Consider the following 16,828-nt stretch of genomic DNA (forward strand, 5'->3'; position numbering starts at 1 on the left):
GCCACGTCGGGGCCATTCGTGAGACCACGCCGACGACAAACGGGGCCTTCCCGCCGCGTGCGTCCGTTACACCCTCACTGCCTCGCCTGCCACCGGTCTCTGCTACCGTTTTACCGGGGCGAACGGGACCGACCGCCGCCACCCGCCCAACCAGCTGTCGCGCTGCTGGTCCGGGTGCTCGATGTTCCATATGCGGTGACGCGCGAAATACCATGACGCCGCAAGGACGAAGATTTCGGAGACCGCGGAACCCAACAGCGACCACGGCGGAGGCGCGATTGCCAGCAGGATTGCGATCAGCGTCAGCCCGATTATTGCGCCACCGGTCGTGATGAACGCGACGGTCCGGAAATCGCCGAGGATCTCAAGGATGATGCGAGGCATGACATAAAGCATGACCGGGATGAAATTCGCGATCACGAAAAGTCCGATGAATCCGACCGAGGCATCCTGGAGGGCCTGGGATTTTATCATCGGCAGGACGAATAGGATGGCACATCCATAGACGAGGCCACCGATCCCCATGACCAGCGACCAGATCTTCGCTTGCGCCCAGACACGGCTTGTTTCGTTATTGCGCATCAGCTTCGCCAGCTCCGGCTGCGTCATGTTGAAGAGAGCAAGGCTGATGATGCGCAGTGGGGCAAACAGCACGAGGACCGCCGCCAGCGGCGCGTAAGCGGCGGGTCCGGCAATGCCCGCGACCAGCAGGGCCAGGCATTGACCCTGGATGTTCGTGGTGGTCGCGCTGAACGCCGACCAGCGCAGCTGCGGCCAGAGCCTTGTATAGCGGCGGCGCGTCGGCATGCGGAAGCTGATGCGAGGTGTGCGGCGCGCCAGCCGAACCAGGACGACGATGCCGAGCAGATTTGCGGCCGCAAGCGCATAAAAAACGGTTTGCAGCGCGTCCTTCGCCAACCACATTGTCAGTCCGGTCAGGATGATGCCGGTAATCGTGAAAGCGGCGTCGCTGATGGAGACGATCACCTGCTGGCGCCGAGCGAACAGTGCCGTGCGCATGTGGCTGCGCAGCGACCATGCGCCGACGAAGCAGCCGGCGGCGATGCCGCTCGGATCGCCCAGCAGATGCATCAGGATCGCCGTGCTGCCCGCCATCAGCAGCGACACCACAAGCGCCGCTGTTCCGAAGGCCACGTCATGGGCATCGACGCCGGCGCTGTTGGTGCTCTTGCCCATCCATATCGAGGCGGGGACGGCGGTGAGCGATCGGATGTACGACAGGCCGACGCCGCCCATCACCATGCCGATGGCGAAGAGACCGTAACCTTGCGCCGACAGCATGTGCAGCAGCGCGATGTTGAGGGCAAAGTGAAAGCCGCTCTGCATCGCCTCGCCGCCGACCATCAGCACGAGGCGTCGCACCAGATGGACCGGGAATTTCACGGCCGGGTCTCGGCCTGGCGGGCGGTTGCCGGCCTGCCCGGCCTCGCCATCGTCACTTTCAGCTTGTCGGCGGCGATCGCCGCGATCGCGGCCGCTGCGACCGGTTCGCTGAAGACTGTCTCGTAGCGCGCGCGGCCGGCAGCAACAAAACCGCGCCAGGCCTCGGGCCGCAGGATGATGGCCTGCAATTTCGCGGCAAGGGCGGCGGCGTTGTTCGGCGGAACATGCCAGCCGGTCTCCCCGTCGCTGACCACCTCGACCAGCCCGCCGATCGCCGATACCAGTGGCGGCCGACCATAGGCCATCGCCTCGATGGCGACGCGGCCCAGCGATTCCGGGCGCCGCGACGGAACGGTGACGATGTCGGCCCAGTGGTAGTGTTGCGAGGGGTCCGGTATGAACGGCAGCACGCTGACGCGATCGGCCAATCCCATGGTGTTCACCAGCTCGGCCAAGGCCAGTTCGCGCTCGGTGCTTTCGAAAGCGCCGCCCACCAGCCGCACTTCGATGCGCGAGCGCAATTCCGGCGGCATCGAGGCGACCGCCTCGAGCAGCACCTCCTGGCCCTTGATCCTGTTGATGCGGCCGAGCAGCAGCACCCGCAACGGCCGGCTGCCGTCATAGTGCATCGGCTCGACCGCAGGCGGGCCGGCAACGCCATTATAGACCACATGCGTGCGTGAACGTCCGGCAATGCCGAAAGCGGCGCGCGTGGCGCGTGAATTGAAGATCAGGTCGGCATGGCTCCAGCGCATCAAGGCGACCAGGATCGTGCGCATGAAACCTTCGGGGATCTCGTGGATATGCAGGACAGCCTTGTGAGGCAGCAGGCGGGCGGCCAGCGCATAGTCGGCCACGATCGAGGTGTTGACATAGACCAGATCGCATTGCCTCAGACGTCGCCATGCCCGCCATAGGGCCAGCGGCAGGCGCGCCATCTCGACGGTCGCGAGGCGCAGGATGGCTTGGCGCCGCAACACCCAGAGCGGCTCGAAGACGATCCGGCTGGCATGCGGTTCGAGGATCTGCACGATCGGCCCGCTGCGCGGTAGCACGACTTCGATGTCGGCGGACGGAAACGCGGCGCGCAAGGCTGCGACGCTTTCCGCGAAGCTTCGGTCGGAGCCATAGAGTTCGTAGCCCTGATGAACGCAGGCAATCCGCATCTTAATATCCCGCCAGGTTCATACCCCATCCAGCATCGCGCGAGGCGGATGGCTGCCGAAGTCCAGGAGCAAGGATCATGCCCGGTCCGCTTTCCCAGGCCGTTTGGCCGAGGAAACCCCGGCAACGCCTCGTTCCGGTACAGATACGCCCGGAAAGTTGACCGATAATGAAACAACTCCGGCGTTTGGTAAGAATTTTTTACGACGTTCTGCGACAGTTGCTCCCACTCTTGCCCGGCTGGAAGTCGCAGGGTGGGTTCTGGTGCAATGAACATTCCGGAAAGTCCCGTCGGCCATGACATCAAAGCCCTCCATCCTGATCCTGGGAACGCGCGGCATACCCGCGGCCCATGGCGGTTTTGAAACCTTCGCCGAGAAGCTGGCGCTTTTCCTCGCCGGACGCGGCTGGAGGGTCGGCGTTTACTGCCAGGACGAAGTCGAGCGTGTCGAGCACAGGGTGCGCAGCGAAACCTGGCGCGGCATCGAACTCATCCACATCCAGGTCGCCTCGAAAGGTCCGCGCGCGACGCTGGAATTCGACTGGCAATGCGTGCGCGATGCCGTGCGGCGGCCGGGCGTGTGCCTCGTGCTGGGTTACAATGGCGCGCTTTTCCTGACCTGGCTCAGGCTGATGCGGCGCAAGATCATGACCAACATGGACGGCGTCGAATGGCGCCGCCCCAAATGGGGCCTGTCGGCGCGAAGCTGGTTCTGGCTCAACGAATGGATCGGCGCCTGGACCTCGCATCGCCTCGTCGCCGATCATCCTGTCATCGCCGATCATTTAGCGACACGCCGGCCGCGCAGCGCGATCGTCACCATCCCCTATGGCGGCGATCCGGTGACGACGGCGCCGGAGGCACCGGTCAGGGCGCTCGGGCTCGAACCTGGAAAGTACCTGATCTCGATCGCGCGCATCGAGCCCGACAACAACATCCTGCCGATCGTCGAAGCCTTTTGCAGCAAAAAGCGCGACATGAAGCTGGTGGTGCTTGGAACGCTCTCGGATGAAATCCCCTATCACGCCGCCATCCGCAAGGCCGCGAACGGCTCGGTGGTCCTGCCCGGGGCCATCTATGACCAGGCGACCGTGAAGGCGCTGCGGTACCACGCGCGCGCCTATATGCATGGCCACACGGTCGGCGGCACTAACCCGTCATTGGTCGAGGCGCTGGCGGCCGGCAACATGGTGATCGCCCACGACAATCCCTACAACAGGTGGACCGCGGGCGCCGCCGCCCTCTATTTCACCGATACCGGCACTTGCGCCGGCCGGATCGATCGGGCCATCGAAGACGACGCCCTGGTCGAGAGTTGCGGTGAGGCCGCCAGGGCGCGCGCCCGCGAAGCCTTCCGCTGGGAAGACGTGCTGCTGGCCTATGAGAATGAAGCCTTCCGGCTGCTCGGCGTCGTCGCCGGCGAGGCCGTTCCGGTCGACCATCCCTCGCACGCATGACGACGTGGTCGCGCCGGCGGGTTCTCGGAGCGGCGCTGTCCACGGCGGCGTTGTTCGCGCCGCTTTCTCCCGTGTCGTCCAGCCTGGCCGCCACCGGCGAATGGCGCTTCCGGCGCGGCGTCAACGCCTTCCCCTGGTTTTCGCTGACGCGCGAATTCCCCGCACCCCGTACCGACTACGACTGGCCTCCATTCCAGCAGCGGCCGGTCCCGACGGCGGCCGATCTGCGCAGGCTGCGCGCGACGGGTCTCGATTTCATCCGCCTGCCGGTCGATCCCGGCCCGTTCCTGGCCGGCGATGCCGGCACGCGCGGCCGTTTGCTGGCGATGCTCGATCGGGCCGTCACCGCCGCCCTCGACGCCGACCTCGGCATCATCGTCAACGTGCAGGCCAATAGCGCGACCCACTATTGGAATCCGGACCGGATGGTCTCCAGCACTGCCGCGCCCGCCTTCGATCTCTATCGGACGCTGATCGGCGAGCTTGCCGGCCGGCTGGCGCGGTTTCCATCGGGCAAGGTCGCGCTGGAGCCGGTCAACGAGCCGCAGCAATCCTGCGAGTCCAACGTCTGGTCGCAGGTCCAGTTCGCGCTCCTGACCGAAGCCAGGGCATCGTCCGTTACCCTGCCGCTGGTCGTGACCGGTGGCTGCGGCTCCATGGTGAGCGGGCTGACCGCGCTCGATCCGGCGCCGCTCTCGCCCTTCGAACCGATCCTGTTCACCTTCCACTTCTACGAGCCCTACCTGTTCAGCCACCAGGGCGCGCCGTGGATGAGCGAACCCGTCTACCGTTCGCTCAACAACGTGCCGTGGCCCGCCTCGGCCGGTTCGCTCGAGGCGACGCTGGCTTCGGTGCGGGCGCGCATGGCCGAGAGCGCCGAAATCTCCGAAGCGGACAAGAAAGCCGCCTACGCGGAAACCGAGCGCGTGCTGAAGGTCTATTTTGACGCCCAGCCCGGCCGCTGGTTCATCGACAAATACCTTAGCCAGGCGCGCGATTGGGCGGATAGCCATGACATCGCGCCCGAACGCATCATCATGGGCGAGTTCGGCGCGCTGCGCACCGACGCCCGCTATGTCGCCGCGCCCGATCCCGACCGCGCCCGCTACATCGCCGACGTCAGGCAAAGCGCAGAGTCGTTCGGCTTTGCCTGGGCCTTCTGGGCCCTCTTCGACGGCATGGGCATGATGGACGACACCACGCGCGCCCTGGACCCGGCGATGATCGAGGCGCTTGGGCTGGAGATGCCGGGCTAGACGGCCTATCCCCGTTGCTTGTCCTTGCTTCCGTCAAGCGGAGGCAGCGATCGCCGAGGCGAAGTCGCGATATGGGCGCAGTGGGCGTCCGAGCAAGGCAGTCAGGCGCTCGACGTCGCCGGCCTCAGGCAGCATCCCGTTGGTCAAGAACCGCTCGCCCATCAGGCGCATGTCGTAGGCCATCCAGGCGGGCAAGAGTTGCTTGAGATTTTGCTCGAAGCCTTCGGTATTGTCGCCGCCGTAGTTGATCGGGCGGCCAAGCACCTCTGACCAGATTGCGGCGATATTCGTCCCGGTCAGTGTCTCCGGGCCGACGAGGTTGATCCGGTCGAGCACAAGCGGCTCCGCGGACTGTTCGCGGCGCAGCAGCTCGAGGGCGGCGATCTCGGCGATATCACGCACGTCGATCATGGCGAGCCCTTTGGCGCCGATCGGCATTGGGTAGGTGCCGTAGCCGGTGATGACGTCTTCGATCATCAGATCGTTCTGGATGAAGTAGGCCGGGCGCAAGATCGTAGCCTTGAAGTCCATCTCCTCGATCATCCGCTCGACGCCGAACTTGCCCGCGAAATGGGGTACGTTCACATAGACGTCAGCGTGGACCACAGACAGATAGACGATCCGCTCGATGCCGGCAGATCGGGCGACGTTGAGCGCGACCAAAGCTTGGGTGAATTCGTCCGGTACCACGGCGTTCAAGAGGAACAGAGTAGAGACTCCGGACATGGCTTTCCGCAGCGAATCGACATCGAGAAAGTCGCCTTGCACGACGGAGACGCCTGCCGGGAAGTTGGCTTTCGACGGATCGCGGACGAGAGCACGCACATCTGCGTCGCGCTTGACGAGATGTTCGACGACTTGGCGGCCAATGTTGCCCGTGGCGCCGGTAACGAGAATGGTCATGAAATTTCTCCTGTTGGATTGCTTGACAGCTCCAATATGTGTGGCTCACTAATAGCCCAACAGGCGGAAATTTTAGACACGTCGTCTCACTGGTGGAACACACATGGACCTCCTTGCCCTCGCCGATTTCAATCTCGTTGCCCGTCATGGCGGCTTCGGCAAAGCGGCAAGGGCCACCGGCCGGCCCAAGGCAACCCTGTCCCGGCGCGTTGGCGAACTGGAAAGCAGTCTTGATCTGCGCCTGTTTGAACGGGGTGCGCGTAACCTCAAGCTCACCGAAGAAGGACGGGCGCTCTTCGAGCGGACGGGAGCGTTGCTCGCCGAACTCGACGAGACCGCTTCGGCGATTGCCTCGGGCGGTCAGAGACCGAAGGGGAAGCTGCGGATCAGCGCGCCTTTGCATTTTTCTCAGACCGCGATGGGAAGGATCGCTGCGGGTTTCGCCCTCAAATATCCGGAGGTGAGGCTGGAGGTCACGACCGAGGACCGGGCCGTGGACATGATCGAGGAAGGCTATGACCTTGTGATCCGGGTCAATCCGGATCCCGACGAAAGCCTGGTCGGACGGGCGTTTCTGCGCGATCGCCTGGTCGTGGTGGCTCGCCCCGACCTTCCTCGCCCGACCGGTGGACTCGCCGCTCCTGGCGTTGCGCGCGGGGCAGGCGATCTGCAGACATTGCACGTGAAGACACAAGGCGGCCGGTCAACGATCAGGATCGAGCCGGTCGTCGCCTTGTCGACGCTCATCATGGTCCGGGACGCGGTGCGGGCCGGCGTCGGTGCGGCACGTCTTCCCATTTCGTTGGTGAGCCACGACCTGGCTGACGGCACACTGGTAAGTTGGGGGGAGATCGACGGCCCCGAGATCGCTCTATGGACGCTCTACCCCTCTCGACGGCTGCTCAGCGCGCGAGTGTCGGCGTTCATGGACTTTCTAAAACAGGCCTTCCCAAACGGGACGCCCGACGAACTGGCTGCCTATATTGGCAGGTGACGACCGTGCCCGCTTTCGGGCGTGGAAAGTCCTAAGAAGCGCTTTCCCGGCGTCATGGCTGAGCCCCATGTCACATGCGATCCGTCTTTGCGAAACACAGGGGATCAGCCGCTAACGGCGGAGAGGCTGCGCTCTTCGCCGGTCGTCTCCAATTGCGCGCACTGCTTGCGCCTCTTGCCGCGCCACGGCCCGCGCCGGCCGGTACAGCACCAGCGCCAGCACCACGAATTTGGTCAACAGCGTCGTCTTGGAGGCGAGGGTCTCGGAGGTGTTGAGCAGGATCAGCCAGCCCAGCATGGGCAGCCAGATGCCGGGATGGCAGCGGCGTGCCACCTCGTGCATGAACAGCACGAAGCCGAACAGCATCAGCAGGGTAAAGAAGGCGCCCTGATAGAGCACCATGCGTATGATCGGGTTCTCGATGCCTTGTTCCAGGCCGTTGATGCGGCGCATGCTTTCGATCAGATCGATATCAGGCCCCACGATCAGGTCGCCCAGCCCCAGATTCTTGAAGAGGTCGAACATTTCGACGCGGGCATTGGCGCTGCCGCTGTCGGAAACGAAGCGCTCCAGCAGCGCGTCGAAGAAGCCGTAGGAAAAGAGAAGGGCGACCGCCACCGGCAGCAGCGTGGCGAGCAGGACCGCAAGGGCCGCGCCCAGCAGGCTGACGCGTCCATGCCGCAGATAGGCCACGCCCCTGAAAAGCAGATAGATGCCGCCGAGCGCGAGCGTGATCACCATCGCCGAACGTCCGCCGAAGGCGACCAGCGCCGCGGTTTGCAGGCCGATCAGCGAAAGCCGCAGCGGCATCGACAGCGACCGTGAGCCGGAGAGCAGCGCCAGCACATAGACCGCGGTGATCGTGGCATTGGCCAGCGGATGGCCCTGAAGCGCGGTCGAGCGCAGGTCCGTGAACACCTCGCCGTCGAGCCGGTAGGGAAACACCAGCGTCTTGGTCGCGAACTCGAACAGCGCCAGCACCGCATTCGCCGACATCACCGCGTGAACGACCGTCTGCAGCCGCGCGAAGGTCCGGTCGTCGTCCTCGGCCAGCATCAGCACCAGCAGCGCCGCCGTCACGAACGTATCGACCATGCCCGCCATGCCCGGGCGATGCCTGACGACGACCACCACCAGGAGTACGACCGAGATGACCGCCATCAGCGCGCTGGCCGGCCGCCGGTCGGCAACGGCAGCCATATAGCCGACCGGATTGCCGAACGTGCATGAACGCCAGGCAAACACCAGCACCAGGAGATAGGTCGACGGATGGATCTTGGTGGCCGGACTGCCGAGCAGGCCGTCGTAATTGTAGCCCACCAGCCATAGCATGCCGCCGGAAACGGCGAACAGCACCGCCACCGTGACGACCAGGCCGAAGCGGGTCACCCAGTCGATGGAATTGCCGGCGCGGGATGCGGCGGCGGCTTGACCCGGCGCGGCCCAGCCGGCTGCCGGGCTGGCGGGCCGGACGGCGGCCATGTCAGGCCGCCTCGTCGACCAGCAAGGCGCCGGTCGGCAACCGCCCCATGACGGAAATGGCCTGCGAGGCCGCCGCGACATCGCGCATCGGCGTCGAGTTCAGCGTGGCGACGAGCAGGATTTCGTCGGCCATCGCTACCAGCGGCGAGGCATTGAGGTTGTCGGCCAGCGCGCCGCCATCGATGACGACGAGTTCGAAGTTGCGGCCCGCCTGGGCCAACATCTGCTGGGCAAAATAGACGCCCTGCGCTTCCTGGAAGACGGCCTTTGACCGGCCCCTGCCCAAAAGCGCGACATTGCTGCCGGGCGTATACTGGCTCAACGCCTCGATGCCGTATTCGCCGCGCAGCACGTCGAGTACGCCCGGCTGCTGATCTTTCTGGCCGCCGCCGGCATTGGTATCGATGAACAGGATACGGCCGCCCCGGGCGGCCGCGGCATTGGCCAGCAAGCGCGCCACCCTGCCGCGATGCGCGGCGTCCTCGGGCGGCGACGTCACCAGTATGGACGGCACCAGCGGCCAGTCCGGCGGGCGCCGGCCCGACGAGAACATGCGCCTCAGCGCCAGCCCCACAACCGCGTCCGTCTTCTGGCTCGCCGCGGCGGCCGTGCCGCCGAAAGGCCACCAGCGACGGGTGTTGCCCGATTTTGCCGGCACCACGCCAAGCACCGGCGCGTCGATGGCCGATTGCATCTGCGCGCTGGAAAGCACCGTGGGCGAGGAATATTCCGCGATCAGCGCCAGGCCGGTGCCGAGCCCCAGGCCGCCGAAGAGCGCGCCCAGGACAAGCAGCGACAGCGGCGGCCAGCTCTTCTTCAGGGCCGGCATGGCGCTGGAGATGATCCGCGCATTGGTGCTGTCGACGTTGATCTGCTCGCGCGTCTCCTGCACACGCTGCAGATAGTTGGCATAGACGGAGCGAACGGCCTCGAGATCGCGCTGCAACTCGCGCAGCTTGACCGAAGCCTGGTCCGTATCGAGCGACTTGGTCTTCATGCCGGCGACCTTGGCCTCCAGCGCCTGCTGGTTGGCCAGCGCTCGCTCGTAGTCGGTCTCGGCAGCCGCTCCGATGCGGCCGAGCTCTCGCCCGATCAGCGCACGCGTGTCGCGCAGCTGCTGCTGCGCCGCGATCATCGAGGGATGGCGTGGCCCAAGTTCCGTGCCGAACTGCGATACCTTGTCGACAAGCGTCGCCTCCTGCGCCCTGAGGCTCGAAATCACCGAGGAGCGCATCGCTTCCGAGGTCGCGTCCGGCGCCCCGCCCGACCTGCGCAACTGGTCGACCTGCGCCTTCAGCGCCGCAGTGCGGCTTTGCGCCGCCGAAAGCTGCGTATTCAGCTCGGTCAGTTCCTGGTCGCTGACCAGATTGCCCGCCGCCATCACCATGTTGTTGGCGGACCTGTAGGCCTCGACGGCATTCTCGGCCTGCTGGACGCGCTTGCGTTGCTCATCCAGCCGCGCGGCGATGGCGTCCGAAGCGTCCTTGGCCATCCGCGCGCGTGAGCTCGCCTGATCCGCCAAATAGGCCTGCGCGATCGCATTGGCCAGCATCGCCGACTTCTCGGCATTCTTCGTGGTGATGATCACCTCGATGACCAGCACTTTGTCCGCTCGCCGCACCGCCAGGCGTGCGCGCAACGCATCGAGTGTCTTGGCCGTCTTGTCGGCTTCGCCCGACTCCGAACCCAGCAATCCGCCGAGTAAGCGTCCCAGCATGCCCTGCCCGTTGAATTCAGGGTCCTCGGTCAGGTTGGTCGCCTTGATGGCCCTGAGCAGCACCCCCGTCGACTGGACGACGCTGACCTGGCTTTCCACACGGGTTATGCCGCCGTCGGGCGGCACCTGGCTCGGATTGACGTCGTTGCTGACCACCTGCAGGTCTTGCGGGTCGATGATGATTTCCGCCGCCGAGCTGTAGAGCGCCGGCGTCATAAGCCCATAGAGCAATGCGCCGAGGGTCAGCAGCGCGGTGATGGCAAAGATGAGGAAACGGCGGCGCACCAGTATGCGCTTCACGTCGCCCAGCTCGACGGTCGAGGCCGGGTAGGAGGGCGCCGACGGCACCGCTTCGGGCGCGTATTGCATCGCCTCCGGAGCGTATTGTTGCGGCAACGAGAGCAGGGATGATTGCAAGGGTCGCTCCGACAACACTCCATGCGCCTGCAAAGATAAAATTGCGGCTTTGTCTTAGCTATGCTTCCAACTGTTAAAACACTGTTAATTATATTGAGAGCTCTTGTGATTTTTGGCACGGAGTTTGCCTAGAAGAGGCACGGGTGTTGGAACGGCGCAGGCAACGGGGAAACGACATCGAATGGGGCAAAGCTTCATCCGTCCGGCCGTTTCCCGCGTCCAAACACTGCCCAATATCGAACATCACAACGATGAGGATGCGACATGCAGGTGAGCCTGCGCCTGGACAGGGAATGCCCGCGTGCCTTTCACTTGACGCTACTGGAGCGCCTGGCGGCGCTGGCGCATGTCGAGGTCTCCGTCGATCTCAGGCCGGCCGAGGGCGGCATACCACCCAGCGCCGCGGCGCTGTTTCAGCTGGAGACGGCCATCCATGGCCTGTCCGCGAACGGGCTGGCGAAACGCCTGCCGCTTTCGGCGCTGGCACCCTATCAAGCGCGGCCGCCGACAGCGTGCGATCTGGTGATCGACCTCTGCGGCGACGTGCAGCGCGAAGGAACGCGCGTCTGGCGCGTGACCTATGACGGCGCCGCGGGCGAAGCAGCCCTGCTGACGCTGATCCTCGATGGGCGAACGCCGATTGCCCGTATAGAGGAAAACGGCACGATCGTCGCCGAAGGTCGCCTGGGCACCGAATATGGCGGCATCGCGCTTGCCTCGTTCCAGGATATGCTGGCGCGCACCGCGAGCCTGATCCTGGCGGCGATGACCGGCGCGGCGCGGCACGCTCTCCCCGTCCTGCCGGAGCCGGCGCACGGCAATGCCGCGTCCGCCATGCCGTCCGCCGCCAAGCTTGGCGTCAGGGCCGGCAAGGCGCTGGCGCGGCGCGTCGTCCAGAAGATTTATCATCTCTGCTACAACGCCCCGCACTGGAAGGTCGGCTGGCGGCAAACACAGGGGCAGGACCTGCTCGACCTGCGCGCGCATCCGGCAACGGGCTGGCAGGTGCTGCCCGACGACGGCAGCCGCTTCTATGCCGACCCGTTCCCGATCCTGCATCAGGGCAAGGTGACCCTGTTCGTCGAGGACTATATCCACCGTCTGGGCCGGGCCATCATCTCCGCCGTGCCGTTCGGCCCGTCGGGGCCGATCGGCCGCCCGGAACCGGTGCTCGACCTGCCCTATCACCTGTCCTATCCGTTCGTCTTCGAGCGCGACGGCGAAGTCTGGATGGTGCCGGAGAGCTGCGCCAACCGCACGGTCGACCTCTACCGCGCCACCGCCTTCCCTGGCGGCTGGGTCAAGGAAGCGACGCTGCTGTCAGACATCGTCGCCAGCGACGCCACCCTGGTCGAGCATGGCGGACGATGGTGGCTGTTCGCCACCGTCAGGGACGGCGGCGGCGCCTTTTCCGACGCGCTGCATCTGTGGTCGGCGCCGGACTTTCGCGGACCGTGGACGCCGCACCCCAAAAACCCCGTCCTGATCGACATCGCCTCGGCGCGACCGGCGGGCCGCATGGTAGAACGGGAGGGCCAATTGCTGCGCCCCGTGCAGGACTGCCGCAGGAGCTATGGCGCGGCGCTCGGCATCGCAAGCATTGTTTACCTGGACTTGGACGGCATGAGCCAGGTTGTCGAGACCATCTTGACGCCTGGCGCGTTATGGAGCGGGCGCAAGCTGCACACGCTCAACGAGGCGGGCGGCCTTGAATTCATCGACGGTTCCGCGATCGCGCCGCGCTGGAAGCAAACGAGCGGCGGGCGCTGACGACGGCCTGCGCATAAGGTCGATACGGCCCTCCGGCAAAAAGCCCCCGCCAGTCATGGCCGGCGGGGTGAGGCTCTGGAGTAAGCCGGAATCGGTCCGGCATGGATCAACGTATGGAGCGGTGGTTGGTTGCGGCGCCAGAAGCGCATTCCCTTTCCCTTTTTTGGGCCCTTGTGCAAGAACGGCCCCTCGCCCCAGCCGCAATCCCGCCTTTCTTGTCGCGAAATTTTCCTCCTCCGTATGCATGTTGTAAGTCGTTTAATCCGGGATAGATTGCATCCAGAAGGGCGCCAAAACGATCGCGCCGGGAGGAATTCGCCATGTCCGACAGCGCCCTGCCGCTGGTCATCAGCGCGCCCGAACCGCGCACGCTCGACCTCATCTTCACGCCGCCGCAGCTGGCGCGCTTCAAGGCGAAATATCGCATCGTCGAGACGACGCCGGACGGCGTGGCGAAACTGCCGGCCGATGTGCTGGCCGAGGCCCGCTACATCGTCGGCCAGCCGCCGATCGCGGCCGAGACGCTGGAGAAGATGAAGGCGCTACGCTGCGTCTTCAATGTCGAGAGCAACCTCATCGACAACATGCCCTATGAAACGCTGTTCGCGCGCGGCATCCATGTCGTCACAACGGGCCTGGTCTTCGCCGAGCCGGTGGCCGAGCTCGGCCTTGCCATGGCGCTCAACCTCGCCCGCGGCATCGTCGATGCCGACCTTGCCTTCCGCAAGGGCGAGGAATTGTGGGGCGGCGACGGCAACCGGACGGCGCGGCTGTTGTCAGGCGCCGATGTCGGCATCATCGGCTTCGGCGATCTCGGCCGCGCGCTGAACCGGCTGCTGTCGGGTTTCCGCACCAGGACAAAAGTCTTCGATCCCTGGCTGCCGCCGTCGATCCTGATCGACAATGGCGTCGAGCCGGCCTCGATGGACGAGGTGCTATCCGCCAGCGACTTCGTCTTCGTCGTCGCCTCGGTGACCAGCGAGAACCAGGGCTTCCTCGGCGCCGACGCCTTTGCCAGGATGCGCAAAGGCGCGGCCTTCATCCTGCTCAGTCGCGCCGGCGTGGTCGACTTCCCCGCTTTGATGGCGGCGGTGAAGGGCGGCCACATCCTCGCCGCCAGCGACGTCTTCCCCGAGGAGCCGCTGGCGCGGGACCACCCGGTGCGCGCCTTGCCTGGCTTCCTGCGCTCGGCCCACCGCGCCGGCGCGCTCGACATCGCCTTCAAGCGCATGGGCGACATGGTGCTGGAGGACATGGACCTGATCGACCGCGGCCTGCCGCCGCTGCGCTCCAAGCGCGCCGAGCGCGAAACGGTCTCGCGCATGCGCTCAAAGCCGGTGGACAGGAACTGACAGGGCGGCGACGTCCCTCGCGTCGCTTGACAAAAGCATGGCCAGCGACGACCCTCGCCCGGCCCATCTGGGGCTCGGCAAGCGGCAGGGACCGTCGGCGGTAATGGCGCAGCTGGCGGGCTCAAGGCCAATCGGTCCGGCCGGCCAAGCGGTCCGGTTCTCTTTTTTCGCCATGGCAAGGCGGCAAGAGCGGCCCTTGCCATGAGGCTGTCGAAAACGCGACGGAGCGCGATGCTCAACACGATCGATTATGGCGGCAAGGAAGCCGATATCGTCCACGCGCTGGAGGAAGACATCATCTTCGGCAGGCTGGCGCCCGGCGCGCGCCTAGTCGAGGACGTGCTGCTCGCCCGCTTCCCGGTGTCGCGCCATACCATTCGACAGGCGCTCTATCAGCTCGAAAGGCTAGGCGTCGTCACGCGCGAGCGCAACAAGGGCGCCATGGTGCGGCGGCTGTCGCCCGACGAGGTACGGCAGATCTACGAGGTGCGCGAGATGCTGCAGCGCCAGGCGGCGCTGATGATCCGCCTGCCGGCGAGCGATGCGCTGATCGAAGAGCTGACGCAGATCCTCCGCATCTATAACGACCATGTCGAGAGCGGCTACCTGCGCGGCATCCACGAGGCCAATGATCGTTTCCATCTCACCATGTTCTCGGCCTGCGGCAATGCCTATCTGGTGGCCTCGATCGAGCATTACATGCGCCTCAGCCTGCCGGTGCGGGCTAACTCGCTGGCCGACAGGGAAAAGCTCGACATCTCGCGCCAGCACCACGCGATGATGATCGAGGCGCTGAAGCGCCGGGACAATTGGGTGCTGGCGCAGCTCTGCGTCGACCATTTGCAGCCCAGCAAGGCGTTCTATCTCCAGGAGATCGAGAGCGGCTGAGACCGCCCTGGCTAAAAGGCGCAAGACTGATAACAGGCCGAGCGGCGCCGGCGCCTTCTATCTCACCTTCACGACCACCTTGCCCTTGGCGCGCCCCGTCTCGACATAGGCCAGCGCCTCGTTGGTCTTTTCGAATGGGAATACCTGATCCATGACAGGGTGTATGACGCCGGATCGGATAAGTGACGTGATCCTGTTCAGCTGATCGCCCTGCGCCCACATGAACAGGAACGAATATCCGACCCCGGCGCGTCTGGCCCTGCCGCGTATGCCGCGGCTCAGCAGGCGCAGGACCAGTTTCAGGACAATGTTGAGGCCTTTGTCCCTGGCAAATTCGGGATCCGGTGGACCGGAGATGGAGATGAGCTTTCCGCCCGGCTTCAGCACATGCAGGGATTTCTCGAGCGTCTTGGCGTCCTGGCTGTTCAGGACGACGTCGTAGCCATGCAGGACCTTCTCGAAGTCCTCCTTCTTGTAGTCGATGACGACATCGGCTCCGAGACGTCTCACCAGATCGGCGCTCGCGACGCTGGCCGTCGTCGCAACCGTGGCGCCGAGATGTTTTGCCAGTTGGATGGCGAATGTCCCCACGCCGCCGGAGCCGGCCTGGATGAACACCTTCTGCCCTTTCTTCAGCCCTGCCCTGTCGACGAGCACCTGCCAGGCGGTCAGGCCGACCAGCGGAATGGAGGCCGCCTCCTCCATGCTGAGACTGTCGGGCTTCAAGGCCACGTCGGCTTCTTCGACGGCGATGAATTCGGCGAATGTCCCGATCCGTCCGTCGCGCGCCCGCGCATAGACTTCGTCGCCGGTCTTGAATTTGCGTACTTTCGACCCGACGCGAATGACGATGCCGGCCACGTCATGGCCAAGGATGAATGGCGGGCGGTAAGGCAATATGAGTTTGAACTTCCCGTCCCGGAGTTTGGAATCGAGAAGGTTTACGCCAGCGGCGTGGACCTCGATCAGGACATCGTTGTCGCGCGGTTCCGGCTCAGGCATCTCTGCAAGCCGCAGGGCGCCCTTCTTCTGATATTTGTCGACGACAAAGGCTTTCATCATATTCGCTTTCTTGAAATGAATCCCGATATCGGACAGGCTGGGCTTTCGGGGCAGCGAAACTGCTTGTGCGGGCACCGACTTGGTACGCTCCGTTCAGGCAGGCAGGCGGAACTGCTTGCGCAAGGTCTTGTCGAACGTCGCGGCGGGCGCGAACCGCCGCAGCGTGCTGACCAGCCGGGCTGTCTTGCCGGCGGTGTAGCGTCGGCGCTGACGCTTCTCGGTGGCGGCCCTGAGTACCACATTCGCCACCGCTTCCGGAGGGTCTGCTTTCGGCATCACGTCGCGAAGCAATGCGTCGATACCGGCGCGGGCCTGATCGTATTCCTTCATGACGGAATCGGGCTCGAGCCCGTTCTGGTCGAACACGGTGCGCACGAAGGCAGGTTCGATGACCGAAACCCGGATGTTGAAAGCGCGAACCTCGTGGTCGAGCGATTCCGAATAGCCTTCGAGCGCGTGCTTTACGGCGGAATAGTGGGCCGAATACGGCGCGGGAACCAATCCCAGGATCGAGCCGATGTTGACGATGCGCCCCTCGCCGCGCCGCCGCATCGACGGCAGCACCGCGTTGATCATCCGCATGACGCCGAACAGATTGACATCGAACAGGGCCTTGGACTGGGAAACCGAGGATTCCTCCGCGCCTCCCAGCAGCCCGACGCCGGCATTGTTGACCAGAAGGTCTATCCGGCCGGTCCTGGCGAGGACATCTGAAACCAGAGCTGCGACCGACGCGTCATCGGTCACGTCACAAACCAGCATCGATATCCCGTCCGAGCCCTGGCCTGATATTTTGCGGCTGGTGCCGAAGACGGTGAAACCCGCCCGCGCCAAAGCCTCCGCGCTGGCGCGGCCGATGCCGGAGGAGGCGCCGGTCACGATCGCCGTCTTTCCTGAATTCCGGTTCATCTGGTGACTCCGAACTCGAGAGGTCTTGCCTCTCGGCGATGATTGAATTATG

Annotated in this window: 13 protein-coding genes; 6 read left to right on the plus strand and 7 right to left on the minus strand. The window is 64.9% G+C overall.

The features are described from left to right. Positions 1-102: 102 nt before the first annotated feature. Together FJ428_RS05465 and FJ428_RS05470 are read right to left on the minus strand one after the other, a co-directional pair. Positions 103-1,404: a hypothetical protein gene (locus FJ428_RS05465; RefSeq protein WP_181167221.1), complete on the minus strand. Its 1,302-nt coding sequence runs from the start codon at positions 1,402-1,404 to the stop codon at positions 103-105. Next, entirely contained in the window at positions 1,401-2,570 is a 1,170-nt protein-coding gene (locus tag FJ428_RS05470; RefSeq protein ID WP_140622894.1) for a glycosyltransferase family 4 protein, read from the minus strand. Before FJ428_RS05470 ends, FJ428_RS05465 begins: the two co-directional genes overlap by 4 nt. A gap of 295 nt (positions 2,571-2,865) precedes the next feature. Between FJ428_RS05470 and FJ428_RS05475 the strand changes: the two genes are divergently transcribed. Together FJ428_RS05475 and FJ428_RS05480 are read left to right on the plus strand one after the other, a co-directional pair. Further along, a complete protein-coding gene (locus tag FJ428_RS05475; protein ID WP_140879046.1) occupies positions 2,866-4,026 on the plus strand; it encodes a DUF1972 domain-containing protein in 1,161 nt (386 codons plus the stop codon). Then, positions 4,023-5,282: a cellulase family glycosylhydrolase gene (locus FJ428_RS05480; protein WP_140879047.1), complete on the plus strand. Its 1,260-nt coding sequence runs from the start codon at positions 4,023-4,025 to the stop codon at positions 5,280-5,282. The genes FJ428_RS05475 and FJ428_RS05480 overlap by 4 nt, the downstream gene beginning before the upstream one ends. 33 nt (positions 5,283-5,315) lie before the next feature. Here the strand turns inward: FJ428_RS05480 and FJ428_RS05485 are convergent, their stop codons facing one another. Next, positions 5,316-6,185, minus strand: coding sequence for an NmrA/HSCARG family protein (locus FJ428_RS05485; protein WP_140879048.1), 870 nt, complete (start codon positions 6,183-6,185; stop codon positions 5,316-5,318). A gap of 103 nt (positions 6,186-6,288) precedes the next feature. Here FJ428_RS05485 and FJ428_RS05490 point away from each other — a divergent pair, with 103 nt between their 5' ends. Next, positions 6,289-7,179: a LysR family transcriptional regulator gene (locus FJ428_RS05490; protein WP_140879049.1), complete on the plus strand. Its 891-nt coding sequence runs from the start codon at positions 6,289-6,291 to the stop codon at positions 7,177-7,179. Between the two features lie 111 nt (positions 7,180-7,290). On the opposite strand, the gene FJ428_RS05495 is transcribed toward FJ428_RS05490, so the two are convergent. Continuing rightward, positions 7,291-8,661, minus strand: coding sequence for a VpsF family polysaccharide biosynthesis protein (locus FJ428_RS05495; protein ID WP_210239746.1), 1,371 nt, complete (start codon positions 8,659-8,661; stop codon positions 7,291-7,293). A 1-nt stretch (position 8,662) separates the two neighbouring features. Continuing rightward, complete coding sequence (locus FJ428_RS05500) at positions 8,663-10,795, minus strand: exopolysaccharide transport family protein (protein WP_140879050.1); 2,133 nt, start codon at positions 10,793-10,795, stop codon at positions 8,663-8,665. A gap of 264 nt (positions 10,796-11,059) precedes the next feature. Between FJ428_RS05500 and FJ428_RS05505 the strand changes: the two genes are divergently transcribed. The 3 genes from FJ428_RS05505 to FJ428_RS05515 all read left to right on the plus strand — a co-directional run bounded on the left by FJ428_RS05505 (position 11,060) and on the right by FJ428_RS05515 (position 14,805). Continuing rightward, entirely contained in the window at positions 11,060-12,565 is a 1,506-nt protein-coding gene (locus tag FJ428_RS05505; protein ID WP_140879051.1) for a formyl transferase, read from the plus strand. 320 nt (positions 12,566-12,885) lie between these two features. Next, positions 12,886-13,917, plus strand: coding sequence for a hydroxyacid dehydrogenase (locus FJ428_RS05510; protein WP_140516167.1), 1,032 nt, complete (start codon positions 12,886-12,888; stop codon positions 13,915-13,917). Between the two features lie 231 nt (positions 13,918-14,148). Further along, positions 14,149-14,805, plus strand: coding sequence for a GntR family transcriptional regulator (locus FJ428_RS05515; RefSeq protein ID WP_140499090.1), 657 nt, complete (start codon positions 14,149-14,151; stop codon positions 14,803-14,805). Between the two features lie 57 nt (positions 14,806-14,862). On the opposite strand, the gene FJ428_RS05520 is transcribed toward FJ428_RS05515, so the two are convergent. Together FJ428_RS05520 and FJ428_RS05525 are read right to left on the minus strand one after the other, a co-directional pair. Further along, positions 14,863-15,864, minus strand: coding sequence for an NADP-dependent oxidoreductase (locus FJ428_RS05520; protein ID WP_140879256.1), 1,002 nt, complete (start codon positions 15,862-15,864; stop codon positions 14,863-14,865). Between the two features lie 96 nt (positions 15,865-15,960). Then, positions 15,961-16,776 (minus strand): oxidoreductase, encoded by an 816-nt coding sequence (locus tag FJ428_RS05525; RefSeq protein ID WP_140516171.1) that lies wholly within the window; start codon positions 16,774-16,776, stop codon positions 15,961-15,963. Between the last annotated feature and the right edge of the window lie 52 nt (positions 16,777-16,828).

This window comes from Mesorhizobium sp. B2-8-1 (assembly GCF_006440955.1).
GTDB lineage: Bacteria > Pseudomonadota > Alphaproteobacteria > Rhizobiales > Rhizobiaceae > Mesorhizobium.